The 17,218-nt window shown below is 69.9% G+C and carries 14 protein-coding genes; 10 read left to right on the forward strand and 4 right to left on the reverse strand.

Annotated features, from left to right (window positions below; all coding sequences use genetic code 11):
* Window positions 1-5: 5 nt before the first annotated feature.
* The gene (locus tag KF837_09165) at window positions 6-2,738 is read right to left on the reverse strand and encodes a hypothetical protein (protein MBX3227472.1); all 2,733 of its coding nucleotides are present in this window, start codon (window positions 2,736-2,738) and stop codon (window positions 6-8) included.
* 75 nt (window positions 2,739-2,813) lie between these two features.
* Here KF837_09165 and KF837_09170 point away from each other — a divergent pair, with 75 nt between their 5' ends.
* From KF837_09170 to KF837_09190, 5 genes are all read left to right on the forward strand, one after another.
* A complete protein-coding gene (locus KF837_09170) occupies window positions 2,814-4,556 on the forward strand; it encodes an O-antigen ligase family protein (protein MBX3227473.1) in 1,743 nt (580 codons plus the stop codon).
* 116 nt (window positions 4,557-4,672) lie between these two features.
* On the forward strand, window positions 4,673-6,217 hold the full coding sequence (locus KF837_09175; protein MBX3227474.1) for a serine/threonine protein kinase: 1,545 nt from the start codon (window positions 4,673-4,675) through the stop codon (window positions 6,215-6,217).
* Window positions 6,218-6,274: 57 nt separating this feature from the next.
* On the forward strand, window positions 6,275-7,801 hold the full coding sequence (locus KF837_09180) for a hypothetical protein (GenBank protein MBX3227475.1): 1,527 nt from the start codon (window positions 6,275-6,277) through the stop codon (window positions 7,799-7,801).
* A 172-nt stretch (window positions 7,802-7,973) separates the two neighbouring features.
* On the forward strand, window positions 7,974-9,266 hold the full coding sequence (locus KF837_09185) for a hypothetical protein (GenBank protein ID MBX3227476.1): 1,293 nt from the start codon (window positions 7,974-7,976) through the stop codon (window positions 9,264-9,266).
* A gap of 81 nt (window positions 9,267-9,347) precedes the next feature.
* Complete coding sequence (locus KF837_09190) at window positions 9,348-10,895, forward strand: hypothetical protein (GenBank protein MBX3227477.1); 1,548 nt, start codon at window positions 9,348-9,350, stop codon at window positions 10,893-10,895.
* A 233-nt stretch (window positions 10,896-11,128) separates the two neighbouring features.
* On the opposite strand, the gene KF837_09195 is transcribed toward KF837_09190, so the two are convergent.
* Window positions 11,129-11,356, reverse strand: coding sequence for a hypothetical protein (locus tag KF837_09195; GenBank protein MBX3227478.1), 228 nt, complete (start codon window positions 11,354-11,356; stop codon window positions 11,129-11,131).
* Between the two features lie 135 nt (window positions 11,357-11,491).
* Between KF837_09195 and KF837_09200 the strand changes: the two genes are divergently transcribed.
* Together KF837_09200 and KF837_09205 are read left to right on the forward strand one after the other, a co-directional pair.
* Complete coding sequence (locus KF837_09200; protein ID MBX3227479.1) at window positions 11,492-12,694, forward strand: sigma-70 family RNA polymerase sigma factor; 1,203 nt, start codon at window positions 11,492-11,494, stop codon at window positions 12,692-12,694.
* Between the two features lie 200 nt (window positions 12,695-12,894).
* Window positions 12,895-13,053, forward strand: a complete 159-nt coding sequence (locus KF837_09205) for a hypothetical protein (GenBank protein ID MBX3227480.1) — start codon at window positions 12,895-12,897, stop codon at window positions 13,051-13,053.
* Here KF837_09205 and KF837_09210 read toward each other — a convergent pair.
* Entirely contained in the window at window positions 13,050-13,709 is a 660-nt protein-coding gene (locus KF837_09210; protein MBX3227481.1) for a class I SAM-dependent methyltransferase, read from the reverse strand. The two genes, KF837_09205 and KF837_09210, sit on opposite strands and share 4 nt — an antisense overlap.
* Before the next feature lie 31 nt (window positions 13,710-13,740).
* Between KF837_09210 and KF837_09215 the strand changes: the two genes are divergently transcribed.
* Window positions 13,741-14,313, forward strand: coding sequence for a TetR/AcrR family transcriptional regulator (locus tag KF837_09215; GenBank protein ID MBX3227482.1), 573 nt, complete (start codon window positions 13,741-13,743; stop codon window positions 14,311-14,313).
* A 134-nt stretch (window positions 14,314-14,447) separates the two neighbouring features.
* The gene (locus KF837_09220; protein MBX3227483.1) at window positions 14,448-14,615 is read left to right on the forward strand and encodes a DUF1761 family protein; all 168 of its coding nucleotides are present in this window, start codon (window positions 14,448-14,450) and stop codon (window positions 14,613-14,615) included.
* 54 nt (window positions 14,616-14,669) lie between these two features.
* Here the strand turns inward: KF837_09220 and KF837_09225 are convergent, their stop codons facing one another.
* Entirely contained in the window at window positions 14,670-16,157 is a 1,488-nt protein-coding gene (locus tag KF837_09225) for an oligosaccharide flippase family protein (protein ID MBX3227484.1), read from the reverse strand.
* Window positions 16,158-16,285: 128 nt separating this feature from the next.
* On the opposite strand from KF837_09225, the gene KF837_09230 reads away from it, so the two are divergent.
* On the forward strand, window positions 16,286-17,131 hold the full coding sequence (locus KF837_09230; GenBank protein ID MBX3227485.1) for a serine/threonine protein kinase: 846 nt from the start codon (window positions 16,286-16,288) through the stop codon (window positions 17,129-17,131).
* The last annotated feature ends 87 nt before the right edge of the window (window positions 17,132-17,218 follow it).

Raw genomic sequence — 17,218 nt, forward strand, 5'->3', positions numbered from 1 at the left:
CCGAGCTACGGCGCGAACGTCGTCGCGGTGACGGGTAGCTCCTCCATCCGCAGCGTCACCGGCGCGACGGTCACCGTGACGGGCGCGGCCGCGGGCGCGAACGCCGCCGCGGTCGCCGTGATGGTGGGCGCCGACGGGCCGAGGTCCGTCATCGTCGCGTCGGCGGCGGCGTTGAACGGGAGCGCGCCGTCCTTCGCGAACGCCTTGCCGGCGAAGAAGCGCGTCGTGTCCGTCGAGGCGGCGAGGTCTCCCCAGTCGGCGAGGCCGCCGAAGACGACGCCGGCGTCCTTCGCGAGGAAGGCGTCGACGAAGCCGAGCGAGATGCCCTCCGTCTTCGCGCGGTAGACCTTGCCGTCGAGGGCGCGGCCGAGCGCGTCGAGGCGGAGGAGGAACGTGCCCGGCACCCCCGCGCTGCGCATGTCGCTGCCGACCACGACGTAGCCGCTCGACGGCAGCGGGAGGATCGCGGTCGGGGTGATGAAGGACTCGCCGCCGAGACGGAAGGACGCGGCGTGTCGGAGCGCGCCGGCGCGGTCGAGGACGATCGTGAGCGCGGCGTTCGCGAACGTGTGGCCGTCGCTCGCGGGGACGAGGAGGTCTCCGTTCGCCGCCTCCGCGAGCGCGCCGACCTGGCAGGTGCCGTTGTCCGACGTCGAGGCGAGCTTCGTCGCGAAGCCGATCGCGCCGTCCGGCTTGAGGGAGAAGACGACGCAGCGCGTGTCGAGCTGCGCCGCGCCGGGCTCGTCCTCGCCCGCGACGACGAGGTCCCCGGCCTGGTTGTAGATCGCACGTACCGCGCGGAGGAACTCCGCTTGCACGCCGGACGAGGTCGCGTAGCCGAAGCGCTGCGCGCGCTCGACCGCTCCGTTCGGCGCGAGCTCCGCGATCACGATCGCGTTGTCGAAGTTGTTCCCGTATTCGCGGATGCCGAAGACGAGCGCGCTCCGATCGTCGGGTCCGGTGACGCCCATGCGCAACGTCGCGACCTCCTCGCCGTTCACCGGCACGGTGTACCGGTAGGCGCCGGACAACGTCCGGTTCGGCGCGAGGCGCGCGACGTCGCCGCTCTCGAAGAGGAGCCACGTCCCGAGGTCGTGCCGGACGAGCACGTCCGAGAGCGCGCGCGGCACGTCCTTGTCGTCCTCGCGCGCGAGGAAGCGGTGCGCGGTGAGCTGCGCGCCGTCGATCGTGAAGCGACGCGCGACGGTGCTCGGCGAGGCGACGGCCCAGAGGTTGCCGTCGGCCGCGAGCGCGAGCCGCGCGCGCGCGTTGTGCGGATAGGCCGAGAACTTGTAGTGATGGCCCGGCTCGTCCCAGCGCTGCGCCCACGGCACGAAGGGCGGGTTCGCGAGCGTGTCGTCGGCGGGGATGCCGGGCGGGAGGGTGCCCGGCGGCGGCGCGGTGCACGGACCCGCCGCGACCTGCTGCAGCGGGAACACCTCGAACGTCTTCGACTTCGAGAAGATCGTCCCGTCGAGCCCGAAGATGGCGGCGACCTTCGCGACGTCGGCGCCGATCTCGGGGCTCCCCGTGATCTTCTGTCCGATCGCGGCCCACGGGAAGCGCACCTCGAAGCCGGCGGTCCCGTCGATCCCGACGCTCGCGCGGTAGCAGTCGGCGTCGCGCGTGCGGTCGACGTCGAGCTCGCTCACGAACTCGACGCCGAAGGTGGGGCCGATCGCTCCGTACGCGAGCATCTTGAGCTTCGGCCCGATGCTCGTCGACGTCCGCGCGTCGAGGAAGGCCTCCACCTTCGAGACCTCGAAGACCTGCTTCGGCTCCGCGCTGAGGTGGAGGCCGCTCGAGGTCGACAGCGTGCCCCCGACCGCGAACCCGACCTCGGAGTGTCCGGCGATGCGGCTGAAGCTGCCCGCCTTGCCCTCGCTGTGGCCCTCGAAGGTCAGCTCCGGGAGGAAGACGAGCGGTCCGATCGGGATCGGATCGAAGGTCTTTCCCTCTCCGATCTGAAACTTCGCCGTCTTGTACGGGATCGATGCCGCGCCGGACTGATCGAACGTCGTCGCGACGCCGGCCTTGAACTCCATGCTGACCGAGAGCTCGGGGACCTTCAGGTCTGGGCAGCCCGGCGCGAGCCCGAACGTCACCGTGCACTTCAGCAGCTTGTCGAGGCCGTCGATGATCAGATCGACGAAGCCCCAGTCGAAGCGGAGGTCGAACGAGAGCTCCACCCCGCCTTCGTAGAGGTTCTGGAGGCGGAGCTGGTTCTCGAGCGTGCCGGGGTCGTTGTCGCCGTCGAAGACGAGCTCGTCGATCTGCTTCGTGCCGCCGACCTCGAAGATCTTCGCGAGCGGGCGCGTGCGCGGCGGCGGCGCAGGCGCAGTCCCCGACGTGTCGAGGCGCCGTTCGAGGTGCACGTCGAGCCGCTTGAACGCGAGCTGGAGCGGCACCATGACGGTGTCGACCCGTGTCTTTCCTCCCTCCGTCGTCGTCCCGCGGACGAGGCGAAGGAGGCCCTTCGGCGTCTTCTCGCTCACGCCCGCGAGGAGCACGTCGCCGCGCGCGAGGGTGGTGCCGAAGCCCTCGTCGAACGTCAGCGTCTGCGAGGCGTCCGCGCCCGGCGCGAGGGCGGCGAGGGCGGCGGCGTCGAGCATCTTCGTGCGCGGACCGAGCTCGAAGTCGATCCGGTCGGCCGCGCCGTCGCCGGCGGGGGCCGAGCTCGAGTCCGAACAGCATGTGAGGAGGAGAAGGAAGAGGGCGAGGACGGCGAGCTTCTTCAAGGCGGCTCATCATGGTGCCGCATCGCCCCGCGCGGCATCGTCCAGGTGGACGAAGTCTTGCTGTGCTGCGAGGCCATGCTCGATGACACGGCGACGCTCGACGAACGGATCCTCGGAGATAAAGAGGAGAAGGAAGAGGATCCGGCGCCGGAAGGGACACGTCACGGGACGAGCTTCAAGAGCGCATCGACGGTCGCACGTGAGGCAGAATTCGCCGATCTCCACGACCGGGTCCAGAAGCACTACGGCGCCTTCGGCGAGAAGCCGCAGCGCGTAGAGATCGACGATCGCGTCGTCTTCGCGGACAACGGCTGGAAGACGACCACCTCCGTCATCGGCGGCGTCTTCCTCGCGTCGGCGTTCCTCTGGTTCGCGTCGCACCCGCGGTTCGCCAGCCCCGGCGCCTGGGCGAACAGCTTCCGCCTCGACTCCGCGTTCGCGGTCGTGTGGATGCCGCTCCTCGCGTGGGCGATGGCGCGGCTGCCGCTCCAGAAGAGCCTCCGCATCTACCTCGCGCTCGCGCTCTTCATCGAGCCGTTCAGCGAGGTCATGTTCCGGGAGCTCGGCGAGGGCGGCTACTGGAACTCGGTCATGTGGCCGTCGGCGGTCGCGTACTTCGGCACGCTGAAGGAGCTCGCCGGCGTCCCCGGGGCGTCGTTCTCGACCTTCCTCGTCGTCACCGGCTTCTTGCTCCATCGCGCGATCAGCACGAAAAAAGTGGGCTACACCGAGCCGCCCGCCTTCGCGAAGGGCGCGCTCCTCGTCTTCCTCTCGAGCGTCGTCACGCTCGCGGTGTACGGCCTCCTTCGCGGCGGCCAGACGGACTGGACGTTCCGCCAGACGATCCACATGCTGCAGCTCCCGATCGTCGGGCTCCTCTTCTTGTACGCGCTGCGCGTGCCGGAGGACCTCGCCGCGGTCGGCACCGCGTACGTCGTCGCCGCGCTCGCGCGCTCGGCGCTCGTCGTCTTCGTCTACTTCGGCGTGTGTATGCCGCAAGGCATCACCGCGATGCCGGGGAAGCCGGAGTGGTGCACGAACCACTCCGACACGGTCCTCTTCGTCAGCGCGCTCGTCATCCTCTTCGCGCACGCGCTCGAGCAGCGGCGGAGGCACGTCACGCTCCGCGCGCTCGGCCTCGGCGCGTTCATCCTCTTCGCGATCGTCCTCAACAACCGGCGCCTCGCGTTCGTCAGCCTCGCGATCGCGCCGTTCCTCATCTACCTCGCGCTCGATCCGTCGAAGCGGAAGCGCCGCGTGACCGCCGCGCTCCTCCTCGCCGCGCCCGTCCTCGCCGGCTACGTCCTCGTCGGCTCGGAGGTGAGCTCGAGCTCCGCCGTGTTCAAGCCGGCGAAGAGCATCGTGTCCGTGCTCGACCAGAAGGACGCGTCGTCGCTCTCGCGCGACATCGAGAACGAGAACCTGATCTACACGCTGCAAGAGAGCCCGGTCGTGATGCGCGGCTTCGGCCACGAGTACGACTACTCGCCGGCGAACCCGCCCGTCGACCTGACCGACACGTTCAAGAACTATCGCCTCATCGCGCACAACGGCGTGCTGTGGCTCTGGTCGATCGCGGGCGTGCTCGGGTTCACGCTGATCTGGATGATCTATCCGCTCGCCGGGACGATGGCGATGCGCGGGTACCGATCGGCGGAGACGCCGCTCGAGCGATCGGCCGCGCTCGCGGCGCTCGGCATGGTCGCGGTCTGCGTCATCCAGATCTGGGGCGACCAAGGGCTCAACAGCTACATGACCTTGATCACCTTCGGCGTCGCGTTCGCCGTGGCGTCTCGTCTCGCCGTGCGTGCTGCGTGACGCGGCGGGATGAGACCGTGCGCCGCTCGTCCGTCAACGCCGCGAATGGATGGAGCATTCGTAACGGACCCGCCAGCGCGAGCGTTGGCACCGCACATGCTCTTCGTTCCCGCGTCATGGCTCAGAAGGAAGACCGCCGGCTCCACACCATCATCGGCGGCAAGTGGCGCGTCGACGCTCTGCTCGGCAGCGGCTCGATGGCCTCGGTGTACGCCGTCACGCATCGGAACGGCGCCAAGGCCGCGCTCAAGATCCTCCACCCCACCCTCTGCACGGACCCCAAGGTCTGCGAGCGCTTCCTCGGCGAGGGCTACCTCACGAACCAGGTGAAGCACTCGGCGATCGTCCGCGTCCTCGACGACGGCATGACGGACGACGGCTGCGTCTTCCTCGTCATGGACCTCCTCGACGGCAAGACGCTCGAGGCGCTGCGCCAGGAGCGCGGCGGTCGCATCGACGTCGCCGAGGCGCTCGACGTCGCCGACGCGCTCATGGACGCGCTCCACGCCGTGCACGCGGCGGGGATCGTCCATCGCGATCTGAAGCCTCAGAACGTCTTCGTCTGCGAGGACGGCGACGTGAAGCTGCTCGACTTCGGCGTCGCGCGCGTGCTCGAGACCTCGAAGTCGCGGAACAAGATGTCGCTCTTCGGGATGGTGCTCGGCACGCCGTCGTTCATGTCGCCGGAGCAGGCCGTCGGCGCGCGCGACGAGATCGACCACCGCGCGGACATCTACTCCCTCGGCGCGACGCTCTTCACCGCGCTCACCGGCGAGACCGTCCACCTCGGGCCCCACGTGCAGGCGAAGCTCCTCGCGGCGGGTACGGTGCAGGCGCGCTCGATCTCGCTCGTGAAGCAGGACCTCCACCCCGCGCTCGTGAACGTGATCGACACCGCGCTCCGCTTCGACAAGGCGGACCGCTGGCAGTCGGTCGACGCGTTCCGCCGCGCGCTCCGCGACGCACGTCGCGCCGCGGGCCTCGGCGACGCGGCGCCGGTCTCGATGCGTGCGGCGCCCGCGCGGCGGACGTTGCCGTTCCCGGCGCCGGAGCCGTTGTCCGAGCACCCCGAAGGACACACCGGCGCGGCCGCGGCGCTCCCGGTCGCGATCGCGCGCGCGCCGATCGCGGGCGTGAGCGAGGACGAGCTCGACGATGAGGCGCCCGCCGACGCGAGCTACCCCGCGGTCGGCGGCACGGTTCGGTTCGAGGACACGAACGCGCTCATGTCCCAGCTCGCGCCGAAGCGCGCCGGCACGAGCCTGTGGCTCGTGAGCTTCGCGATGCTCGCGGGCGCGATCGGCCTGATCGCGTTCTTCGCGTCGGAGAGCAGCTCCTCCGAGGCGCGCGCGCACGACCGCTCGCACGACGAGCCCGCGCTGGTCCCGGCGACGCTCACGTCCGCCGTCGCCGACCCGCTCCCGGCGCCCGTCCCGGCCTCGACGGGGATGGTCATCGGCGATCCACTCCCCGAGGCGCGCGAGGCCGGAGCTCGGCCGATCTCTGCGATCGCGCCGCCTCCGGCGTGGCATCCGCCGCGTTCGTCGGCCCGGAATCCGCCGCCCCCCCTTCCTTCTCCTGCCCCGGCGAGCCCGGAACCGCCGCCGGCCAGCACCCCGGCGGCTCCGGCTTCGTCCGATCCCTTCTCGACTCCCGAGTGAGCGAGACGGGCACGAGTGTAAAATCGAAGCTAAGCTGAACGACAAGACAAGGTAACGATGGCTCGTATCGAAGAAGCGACTCTCTTCCGGCCCGACCACAAACTCCAGATCGGCGGCGGCGGCGGCGGTGGCCGCACCCAACAAGGTGGCGGCGGCGGTAACCGCGGCGGCGGCAACGACGACGACGACGGACCGAACATCGCGATCAAGGAGCGGATCTCCGAGGCCGCGCGCTCGGCGAAGCGGCGCAAGGGGCTCTCCTTCGTCGTCGTGATGATCTGCGGCGCGCTCACGGTGCTCGGCACCATCTTCGCGCCTCGCAACTACGAGGTCGAAGCGCGCATCCTCGTGCAGCGCACGAACATCCTCACCGGTGGCCAGCAGCAGCAGCTCTCGCCGGAGGAGATGCGCAACGTCGCGAAGGAGTACGAGGAGCAGGTGATGGCGAAGGACAACGTCGTCGCCATCGTTCGCCAGAAGAACCTCGTCGCGCGCTGGGACGACATGCGCCAGCCGCACCGCCGTCTCATCGACAAGATCAACCGCAAGATGGGGAAGGCCCCGTCGAGCGACGAGGACAAGTACGACGCGCTCGTGAACAAGATCCACAACAGCCTCAAGGTGTGGGTCGACGGCGCGACGGTCACGATCCGCCTCGAGTGGTCCGAGCCCGAGGCCGCGCGCGACATCGTCGAGGCGGCGGTGAAGAACTTCCTCGAGTCCCGCTTCCAGGCCGAGGTCGGCGTCATCCCCGAGCGCGTGAAGATCCTCGAGTCGAGCGTCGCCGCCGCGCACAAGGACCTCGAGATCGCGGCGACCGAGCTCGATCGCCAGCAGCGGGCGCTGAACCCGAAGGCGCGCTTCAGCATCATCATCCCGAACCTGCCCGCCGGCGTGAACGATCGCCCGGAGCCGGCGGACCCCGCGCTGAAGGCGAAGCTCGACGCGCTTCACCAGCAGATCGCGATCCTCCAGGAGGGCAAGATCCGGCGCGAGGCCGAGCTCCAGCAGGAGCTCATCGCGAAGAAGCAGCAGCTCGCGGAGGGGCACCCCGAGATCATCGCGCTCAAGCAGACGATCGAGCAGACGAAGCAGGACTCGCCGCAGGTCGCGAAGCTGAAGGCGGAGGAGCGCGAGCTCATTCAGGAGATCCAGGAGAAGAAGAAGGCGGCCGCGGCGGAGCGTGAGAACGCGCCCAAGCGCGCCGCGGCTCCGACGCCCGCGCCGGCCGCGCCCGAAACGCCGCAAGCCGGCACGACGAAGAGCGTCCAGGAGGCGCAGGTCCAGTTCGACGCCGTCAACAAGAAGTACCAGGACCTCATCGCGCAGCTCGACGCCGCGCGCCTCGAGATGAAGACGGCGGAGGCGGCGTTCAAGACGCGCTACCGCGTCGTTCACCCCGCCGAGGTCCCCAACGCCCCGAAGCGCCCGGTCGGCCTGATCGCCATCGCGATCGGCGTCATGTCGACGATCGCCGCCGTGCTCGCCGTCGCCGCCCTCGCCGATCGCTTCTCCGGCATCTTCTTCGAGCCCCGCGACGTCCGCGACCGCCTAGGCCTCCCAGTCTTCGCGACTTTTTCATAGTCAGGGGCTTCGCCCCCGACACCCCCACCCCGCGAACACGACCCTCCGCGCTTCGCGCGTCGGGTTGCTTCGCAACCGCTGTGGCGGTCGCGTTCGCGGGGCCCCGAGCGCGACGTGCGCGAGCCTATTTTGTGACGCAACCTGCCGGAAAGAGCCAGTAAGGTAAGAGGCCGTGTTTCCGTTCTCCGCTGTCATGCATATGGACGTGGAGAACCAGGTGGCGGGGTCCATCCGGGCGGAGGAGCGTCTTCGGTCCGGTAGCGACATCAAGGCGGCGGAGACGGAGATCAACCCGCTCCTCCGCTACGACTACATCTGGAAGAACGGCACGAAGCACTTCGTCGCGCTCTACAACCCGCGCCTCATCTACACGCGCTACTGGGATCGCCGGTTCCCGAACCCGAACCGCATCAACCCGAACACGCTCAACCAAGACGATCCGAACGACCAGCCGTTCTCGCAGCTGCACAAGTTCGGCGCCGGCTACGAGCAGATCGCGCCGCGGTGGCGGCTCTCGCTCTACGGCTACGGCGCGTACGGCACGATCTCGACGACCGCGCTCCTCGTCCAGGATCCGTGGGTCGGCGAAGGGCCCCCGCCGGACCCGAACCCGATCGTGCCTTCGACGATCGGCGCGCGCTTCACGCTCATCTTCGCGCAGGTGCAGGCCTTCGTCCCGATCAAGCTGAGCGCGCGCACGGCGCTCATCCCGGGCGCGACCTACAACGCGTTCGGCGGCGCCGACGAGCCGTCGCGCGGCGTCATCGCGTTCACGCGCGGACCGGGCGCGAGCCTCCAGCTCGATCACATGGCGACGCGCGAGGACCGCCTCATCACCACCCTAGGCGGGGCGCTCATCGACACGACCTTTCAGCAGGAGCGCGACGCGACCTCGATCTATCGCTCCGAGCTCCTCCAGGGTTGGCGCCACTACTTCAGCGACCACCTCACGTCGGAGATCGCCGTCGGCGCCTCGCTCGGCGGCGACGCGATCAACGGCTTCAACATCTTCTCGTCGGGGCAGGCGTGGATCGTCTGGGACTCGTGGACGGTCGCGCGCGTCCCGCCCGGCGCGGCGCCGTTCGGGGCGGAGCCGGGGCGCAAGGGGCACCTCCAGATCGGCGCGGTCGCGAAGGTGGGACCGTGGATCGACATCTTCTCCGGCGACCTCGAGCAGCGCGCGATCACGGGCGTCGCGATGAACTACGGCCTCGGCCGCTTCGCCTACCGCGCGTACCTCTCGCAGGGCCGCGTCATCAACACGCCGCGTTCGGTCGCGCAGTACCAGATCGTCCTCGGCGAGACGGGCGTCCGTTACAACATCATCCCCGAGGTCGCCGTCGACGCGGGCCTCCGCGTCGGCTACCAGGACTTCGACAACGCGATCCGCTTCAACCAGCTCACGCAGATCACGGCGTTCGCGGGCCTCACGTACACCCCGCTGATGTACCACTGGAACCCGTAGCCGCTCGGATTGAAACAGGTTGCGCGGGCGGCTCGGCGGTGGCACGCCGTCGGGGTCGTGCGCCACAAGTATGGGATCGGATTGCTCGTCGCGGTCGTGGCCGCGGGCTGCGCCGCGGAGGCGGAGCCGGTCGGGCGTGACGAGTCCGCGATGAGCCTGACCGACACCGCGGTGATGGGGTCGCTCCAGGACCGCATCAAGCCGCTGAAGACGGTGCGCGTTCCGGCGCCGAAGGGGAGCGCGATCGTCGATCAGGCCGCGGCGGTGCGGCTCGGCAAGGCGCTCTTCTGGGACGTGCAGGCGGGCGGGGACGGGCAGACCGCGTGCGCGTCGTGTCACTACGCGGCGGGGGCGGACACGCGGACGAAGAACACGCTCGCGCCCGGGCCCGACGGTCGCTTCGCGAGCCTCGGCGTCACCGCGCCCGATCAGGAGCTCACGCCCGGCAACATCGACAACGACGATCGCGTCGGCTCGCAGGGCGTCACGTCGATGCGCTTCGTCGGCCTCTCGGAGGACCTCGCGAGCGGCGCCGATCGCTGCGAGCCCGCGCCGTCGCCGGTGTTCGGCGAAGCGCGGCAGGTCACGCCGCGCAACTCGTCCACCGTCATCGGTTCGGTGTTCATGCGCGAGCTGTTCTGGGACGGCCGCGCGCGCGGCGTCTTCAACGGCGTCGACCTCACCGGCGAGGACGGCATCGCGCGCGTCGAGGCGTCGGCGCTCGCGTCGCAGGCGACCGGGCCCGCGAACGATCCGATCGAGATGTCCTGCGCGGGACGCGGCTTCAACGGGCCCGGCGGCCTCGGCGCGAAGCTCCTCGCGCGGCGCGCGCTCCAGCATCAACACGTCGATCCGACCGACGGCGTGCTCGGCGGCTCCGCGCTCCGCTGCGGCGATCACGCGTGCACGTATCGTGAGCTCGTCGCCGCCGCGTTCGGCGACCTCGACGCGGAGGCGAAGTTCTCGCTCGTGTGGGGCGAGGCGATCCAGGCGTACGAGGCGACGCTCGTGCCGGACGACACGCCGCTCGATCGCTACCTGTCCGGCGACTTCGCCGCGCTGACGGATCGGCAAAAGTACGGTTTTTGGGTTTTTCTCGCGCCGGGCAACTGCGTGACGTGCCACTTCGGCGCGGAGCTGTCGGACGCGTCGTGGGCGTTCGCGGAGCAGAACGGCCTCGTCAACCAGGACGGCGGCGACGTCGGGTACCACAACGTCGGGGTGCGCCCGGTGTCGGGGCCGAGCCCGGAGGACCTCGGCCGCGCGAGCTTCTCGCGGACCGCGGCGCCGGCGGATCGCGGGGCGTTCAAGACACCGTCGCTCCGCAACGTCGGCCTCACCGCGCCGTACTTCCACAACGGCGGCAAGGCCACGCTCGCGGACGTGGTCACGTTCTACGGCAACTGGTCCGAGCACGCCGACGACGTCTCGATCTCGGTGCGCCAGATCTCGTCGCTCGTCGCGAGCCTGCCGAACTACAAGGACGCGCTCGTCGACTTCTTGCAGAACGGCCTCACCGACTGCCGCGTCGCGCAGGAGCGCGCCCCGTTCGATCACCCGTCCCTCGACGTCCCGAACGGCCCTCGCCTCGCCGCGGTGGGCGCCGAAGGTCACGGCGTCTGCCCCTGATTAGGCCGGCGCGGATCGGAAGAGCAGCCCACAGCTCTGCTCCGAAGCTCGCCTCCGCTTCGAGCGTCCTCGCTTCGGTCGCCGCTGCGTCGCGGTCGCCCTCGAGCACGGCGGCGCCTCCGATGCAGCCCAGCACGTAGCAGCGGAGGAGGCCGAGCGGGCCGCGTGCCGTGTGCAAGCTGCGACGAGACGCTGCGAGCAGCTCCATTCGTGCGACGTGCGCGGCGGCGGCGTCACCGTCGTAGAGCGCGCACTCGCACGCGCCGCACCGCGGCGACGGCGCGGAACTCGCGCTTGAAGCGATAGAGCGAGTCGGCGTCGACGTGGACGAGCCGCTTGAGCGCGACGACCGCCCCGCGCTCGGTGTCGCGAGCCTCGAAGACCCGCCCGAACGCGCCGGCGCCGAGCTCGCGGAGCAGCTCGAATCGTCCTCCGAGGAGCGGTGTGTCCGCGACCGACACGGCCGCAGGTTACGGTGGCGGCCGGCGCCAGGCGAGCGTTCCTGCCGGCCCCGAACGACGCGGCGCGCGGCGCCCGACTTTTTTCGTCACCATCGCCCGCGACCGGCGCCTTCTTCTTCGAGAACGGAGGCTACGATGGCGATCTTGATCGACGAAGCGATGGATGTCCGGAGCGCAGCGAGCGGCGATCGTGTCGCCTTCGCGCGCCTCGTCGACGCGACGAAGCACGTCGTGACGTCGATCGCGCTCGGGATCTTGCGCGATCTCCGCGCGAGCGAGGACGTCGCGCAGGAGGTCTACCTCCAGGCGTGGAACGATCTCCCGTCGCTGCGGCGCGCGGAGAGCTTCCTGCCCTGGCTCCGGCAGCTCACGCGCCATGAGGCGCTGACGCGCGCGCGGTCGCGGCGGCGCTACGAGAAGCGGCACGCGCCGTGGGACGCGGAGGCGAGCGAGCGCGCCGCGGAGACGAGCGCGGAGGACGCCGCGATCTCGGAGGAGGAGCGGCTCGTCCTCGAGGAGGCGCTCGCGGCGATGCCCGACGACGCACGCGACGTGCTCCTCCTCTTCTACCGCGAGGGGCAGTCGGTCCGTCAGGTCGCGCGCCTCCTCGGTCTGAGCGAGTCGGCGGTGAAGAAGCGGCTCGAGCGCGCGCGCGGCGCGCTCCGTGAAGGCGTCGAGGCGCGCTTCGCCGCGGTCGCGGGCAGGAGCGCGGCCGGCGTCGCGTTCGTCGCCGCGGTCGCCGGGAGCCTCGCGTTCGCGGCGCCCACGACCGCCGCCGCGGCCACCGTGCTCCTCCCGAACGCAGGGAAGACCGCGCTCGCGATGCTGGCGCCCGCCGCGGTCGTGACCGCGACGGCGCTCCCGCGTACGAGGTACGGCCTGGTCGCGCTCCTCCTGCCTACCTTCTCGATGGTGGCGCTCGCGCTGAGCGTCGTGCTCGTCGCGATCGTCTTCCTCCTCGTGCGCCCGCTGCTCAAGAGCGCGATCGACGAACGCGAGCGTCGTGAGCTCCGGCGCTTCCGTCTCGTCGCGGCCGCGCTCGTGGTGGGCTTCCACGCGAGCGTCCTCGGGTCGGTCGTCGGGATGCCGTGGCTCGGAGACCTCGGGAGCGGCCTCGGCCTGCTCCTCTCCTGGATCGGCTTCGGCATCGGAGGCGGCGTCCTCTTCAGCCACCGCCTCCCGAAGATCCTCGAGCGCCGCCGCCAGCGCGAGAAAGAGACCGACCCCGCCGCGTTCGTCGCCGCAGAGCGTCGCCGCCGCCTTCGTTCATGGATCATCCTCGCGCTCGCCATCGCGGCCTTCGTCGGCGCGTTCGAGCTCATCGTCTACCGCGTCTGAGAGGCCGCGTGACGCGCCTGCCACCCAACTCGCAGAGAGTAGTTTTTCCATGGTTCAGCAAGTTTTTAATGCCTGACCGTGGGGATGACGATGAGTGACCAATCGCAGATCTCGGCCGACCATCGGTCGCCACCAAGGAGCGGCTCGATCGCTTCACGGAGAGCCACGGCCTGAAGTAGAACTACGTCGTCGAGCAAGCCTTGCTCTACTTCATGGAAGCGCGCAAGGAGCTCCCTGATGAAGCCTTCGTCCCGGCTCGACTGGTCCTGGACGATAGGGTCTTCGAGCGCGTCGCCTCCCTCGCCATCGAGACCATCGCGGCGACGAGCGAGGGCGAGTCGCTCGTAGGGGCCGTCTAGCGATTGTCGCCTTCGCGCGCCTCGTCTTGACATCGATACGCCATGAGCGCCATCGCGGTTCCGCGTGCGAGGGGGTGGCGGGGGGCGGGGTGGAAGCCCGCTCGCGCGACCTCGTCGACGAGGCCGTCGAGCCAGGAGGTGAGCGTCGTCGGCTCGAAGCCGTGGACGACTCGGCTCACGGCGCGCGGCACGAGGCCCTGCGCCGCGAGCGCGTGATCGACGACGAGGAGCGTGCCGTCCGGTCGGAGCGCGCTCCGGGCGACGGCGAGCGCGTGCGCGCGGTCGTCCGCGTCGAGCTCGTGGAGCACGAACGCGAACAGGACGCGGTCGTAGCGCTCGGTCGGCTGGAACGACGTGATCTCCGCCTGCTCGAACGTCGCTCGCGGCGCGCGCCGGCGGGCGACCTTCAGCATGGGGCCCGACCAGTCCACGGCGTGGACCTCGGCGCCGCGCGCGAGGAGCCGCTGCGTGAACCCACCGGTCCCGCACCCGAGCTCGAGGACGCGCTCGCCCCGCGCGATCGCCGCCAGGTCGAGCGCCTCGTCGCGCAGCTCGTCGAGGCCGCCGACCGGCGCGAACACGAGCCGCGACAGCACGTCGTAGCCGGCGCCGATGAAGCGGCTCTCGTAGCTGGCCCGCAGCGCGTCGTTTGACATGATGGCGTAATGTAATTAACATTATGAGGTAATGTCAAAGCGCACCGCGCGGACGCGTGAGGCGAAGAAGGAGCTCACGCGGGCGCGGCTCCTCGCGGTCGCGCGGCGCGAGTTCGCGGAGCGCGGCTTCGACGGTGCGAGCGTCGTCGCGGTGTGCAAGCGAGCGCGCGTGACGCACGGGGCGCTCTATCACCACTTCCCGAGCAAACATGCGCTCTTCGCGGCGGTGGTCACGGAGCTGCATCGCGAGCTCGCCGCGCGCGTCGTGAGCGCGGTCGAGCGCGAGTCGGGGTTCGCGCAGGTCGAGGCGGCGTGCGACGCGTACCTCGCGGCGTGCTCGGAGCCCGCGGTGCAGGCCATCCTCTTCCGCGACGGCCCGCGGGTGCTCGAGCACTTCGGCGCGATCGACGCGGCCGTCAACGAGCCGTTCGTGACGTCGCTCGTGCAGCGCTGGATCGACGAACGCGTCCTCCGGCCGCTGTCCGCCGTCGTCGTCGCGCGCCTGATCGGCGCCGCCATCGCCGAGGCCGGCGCGCTCGAGATCGCGCTGCGCTACCAAGCGGCCGGCGTCTTGAAGACCTGGCTTCGCGCGCTCGCGCGGTGACGCAGAGGCGGATCGCTGCTCGCGCGAGCGGCTGCCGAGGTAACGAAACTTCAAGAGCCGGTGCGCGCGAGCGGCTACGCCACGCGCGATGGATCCTTCCTACGTGAACTGGCTCGCGCGTCCTCGCGGCGGCGGTGGTCGCGTTCGTCGTCGGCGGCCTCTGGTATTCGCCGCTCCTCTTCCACCGGCCGTGGCTCCGCGCGTCGGGCGTCGACGAGAAGGTGCTCGCGAAGCCGGCGCTGCGGCCGTTCGTGGTGTGCCTCGTCGGGGCGCTCGTCGCGTCGGAGCCGCCGTCGTCGTAGAGGACGTCCGGCTCCCGCGTGGCCACCGCCGACATCGTTGCAGCGTATCGCCGGTCAGCCCTTCGCCTCGGCCTGGAGCTGCTTGCGGTTCTTGATGAGGCGCAGGATGTCCTTCACGTCGCGGGGGCGGAGGACGCCGGTGATGAGCATCAAGATGGCGTAGAGGGCCATGTCGGCGAGCAGGCGCGCGTGGCCGAAGCGGGCGAGGCTCACGTGAAGCGCGATGACGGCGCAGCAGATGCCGAGGCTCTTCGTGATCGACCGCACGCTCCGATCGTCCACCGCGCGTTTGCCGATGCAAACGAAGAAGATGATCGCGACGACGAGCTCGCGCGCGGAGAGGGCCATCGCGACGCCCATGCCGATCGCGCCGTCGCCGCCGAGGGACTTCGCGAAGGGGTGGATCGCGAAGATGAAGATGGGGAGGAGCGCGAGGCCGATGAACGAGATGACCGTGATCGTCCACGAACGATCGAGGATCATCAGCGCGATCCACAACAGCACGTTCGCGTACGCGAGCACGAAGGTGGGGGCGAGCCAGGCGAGGCTCCGCGCGCCGGGGAGGAACGAGGCCTTCGGCAGGACGATGATGAAGTCGGCGCCGAGCGCGAGCATCAGCGTGAGCGGGATCGCGATCACCATCACGCCCTCGAGGCCGCGGCGGAGGATGGCGAAGAGCTCCTCCTCGCTCCGGTGCTTCGCGCGGCTCATCATCGGGACGAGCACGCCCGAGAGCACGGGCGACATCAGCGCCGAGAGCCGCGCGATCATGCTCGCGGCGCTGTACCAGCCGAGCTCCTTCGAGTCCTCCGGCACGAGGCCGTTCAGGACCACCGTGTCGAGCGTCGCGCCGAGGGAGACCGCCGCGTTCGCGATGAAGAAGGGGAACGCGACGCGCAGCACCTTCCTCGTCGCGGCGACGTCGACGCGAAACCGCAGATCGACCGCCTTCCGCGTCGCGTAGCCGAGGAACGCCGCCTTCAGCATCTCCGACGCGAGCATCGGGAGCGGCAGCGTCCAGAACGGCGCGCCGGCGAGGATGGCGCCGAGCGTGCCGCCGCCCCACAGGATCTTCGCGACCACGTTCGCGACCGCGAGGCCGCCGACCTGCGACGCCGCTTGCAGCGTCTGCTGGAAAGTCTGGTTCAGCACGACGAACATCACCGTGACGCCGAACAGCGCGGCCGAGAGCTGCTTCCCCGGCACCGTGTGCGTGAGCGACAGGTGCGCCCAGCCGAAGAGCACGAGCGGCAGGACGGCGAGCGCGCGGACCAGGACGACGCCGCCGAAGAAGTCGCTCGCGTGCTTCGGGCGCACCGCGACCTCGCGCGAGATGTACGTGTCGATCCCGAAGCCGAGGAAGACCGCGAGCGTCGTCGCGTAGTCGAGGCCGAACTTGTAGTAGCCGAGCGGGATCTCGCCGAGGTAGCGCGGCAGCTTGAACGTGATGACCAGCGCCACGCCCCACGTGAGGACGAGCGAGGTGGCGAGCTTCACCCCGTTCCTGAGCGCGGTCGCTCCCTCGTGGCGCGCCTCCGTCATCGAGCGCGAGCCACGCTAGCACGTAGCCTGCCGGCACCGCGGTGTATCCCTGTCAGAATAGGCGCAAAGCGACAGCGAGGCGCGATGCCTCTCGTTTCTCGCGGACTATCCCGGGTACGATGCTCTCCGTGCAGCTCGGGCCTGGAGCGTCGATCGGGGCGTACGTCCTCGAGGAGCTCTTGGGGTCGGGAGCCTTCGGGGTGGTGTGGCTCGGCCGGCACTCCGAGAGCGGCGAGCGCGTCGCGATCAAGATCCTGCACCCCGAAGCCGCGGTCAATCGCGAGAACGTGGAGCGCTTCAAGCGCGAGGCGTGGGCGCTGTCGCAGCTGCAGAGCGCGCACATCGCACGGATGTTCGAGATGCTCACCGGCCCGCCCTACGAGATGGCGCTCGTCATGGAGTACATCGAAGGGGAGCTCCTCTCCGACGTCCTCAAGCGCGCGCGCTTCAGCGTCGAGGACGCGCTCGGCCTCGGCGTCGGCATCCTCTCCGGCGTAGCGGAAATGCAGTCCATGGGCATCATTCACCGGGACATCAAGCCGGAGAACATCATCCTCCGCCCCAACCCGGACGGGTGGCACGCCGTCATCTTCGACTTCAACCTCTCGCGCGTGAAAGGGAAGGGGAAGACGTCGAGCCTCACCTCGATGCACGCCGCGATCGGGACCGTGCCCTATATGTCCCCCGAGCAGCTGCTCGACGCGCGCCGCGTGACGGAGGCCTCCGACGTCTATTCCGTCGGCGCCATCCTCTATCGCGCGGTGCAAGGGGAGCTTCCGTTCGACCTCAAACGGAGCATGAAAGAGAAGCTCCAGCAGGAGGCCGCGCCGCTCGAGACCGGGCGCGACGACCGCCTCGCCAAAGGCTTCGAGCGCATCGTCATGAAGTCGCTGCGACGCAGACCCGCCGAACGCTACGCGAAGGCCCAGAACATGCTGGACGAGCTCGCGCGCCTGGCTTCGGAGGGCATGTGATGGCGGCTGATGGTTCGGGTACTGTAGAGCTTCGGACGACGAAGAGAGACTTGGCGAAGGGACACACAGTTAAAGGAGAGGAAGGCG

Origin of the sequence: Labilithrix sp., from assembly GCA_019637155.1 — a bacterium.
Taxonomy (GTDB): Bacteria; Myxococcota_A; Polyangia; order Polyangiales; family Polyangiaceae; genus Labilithrix.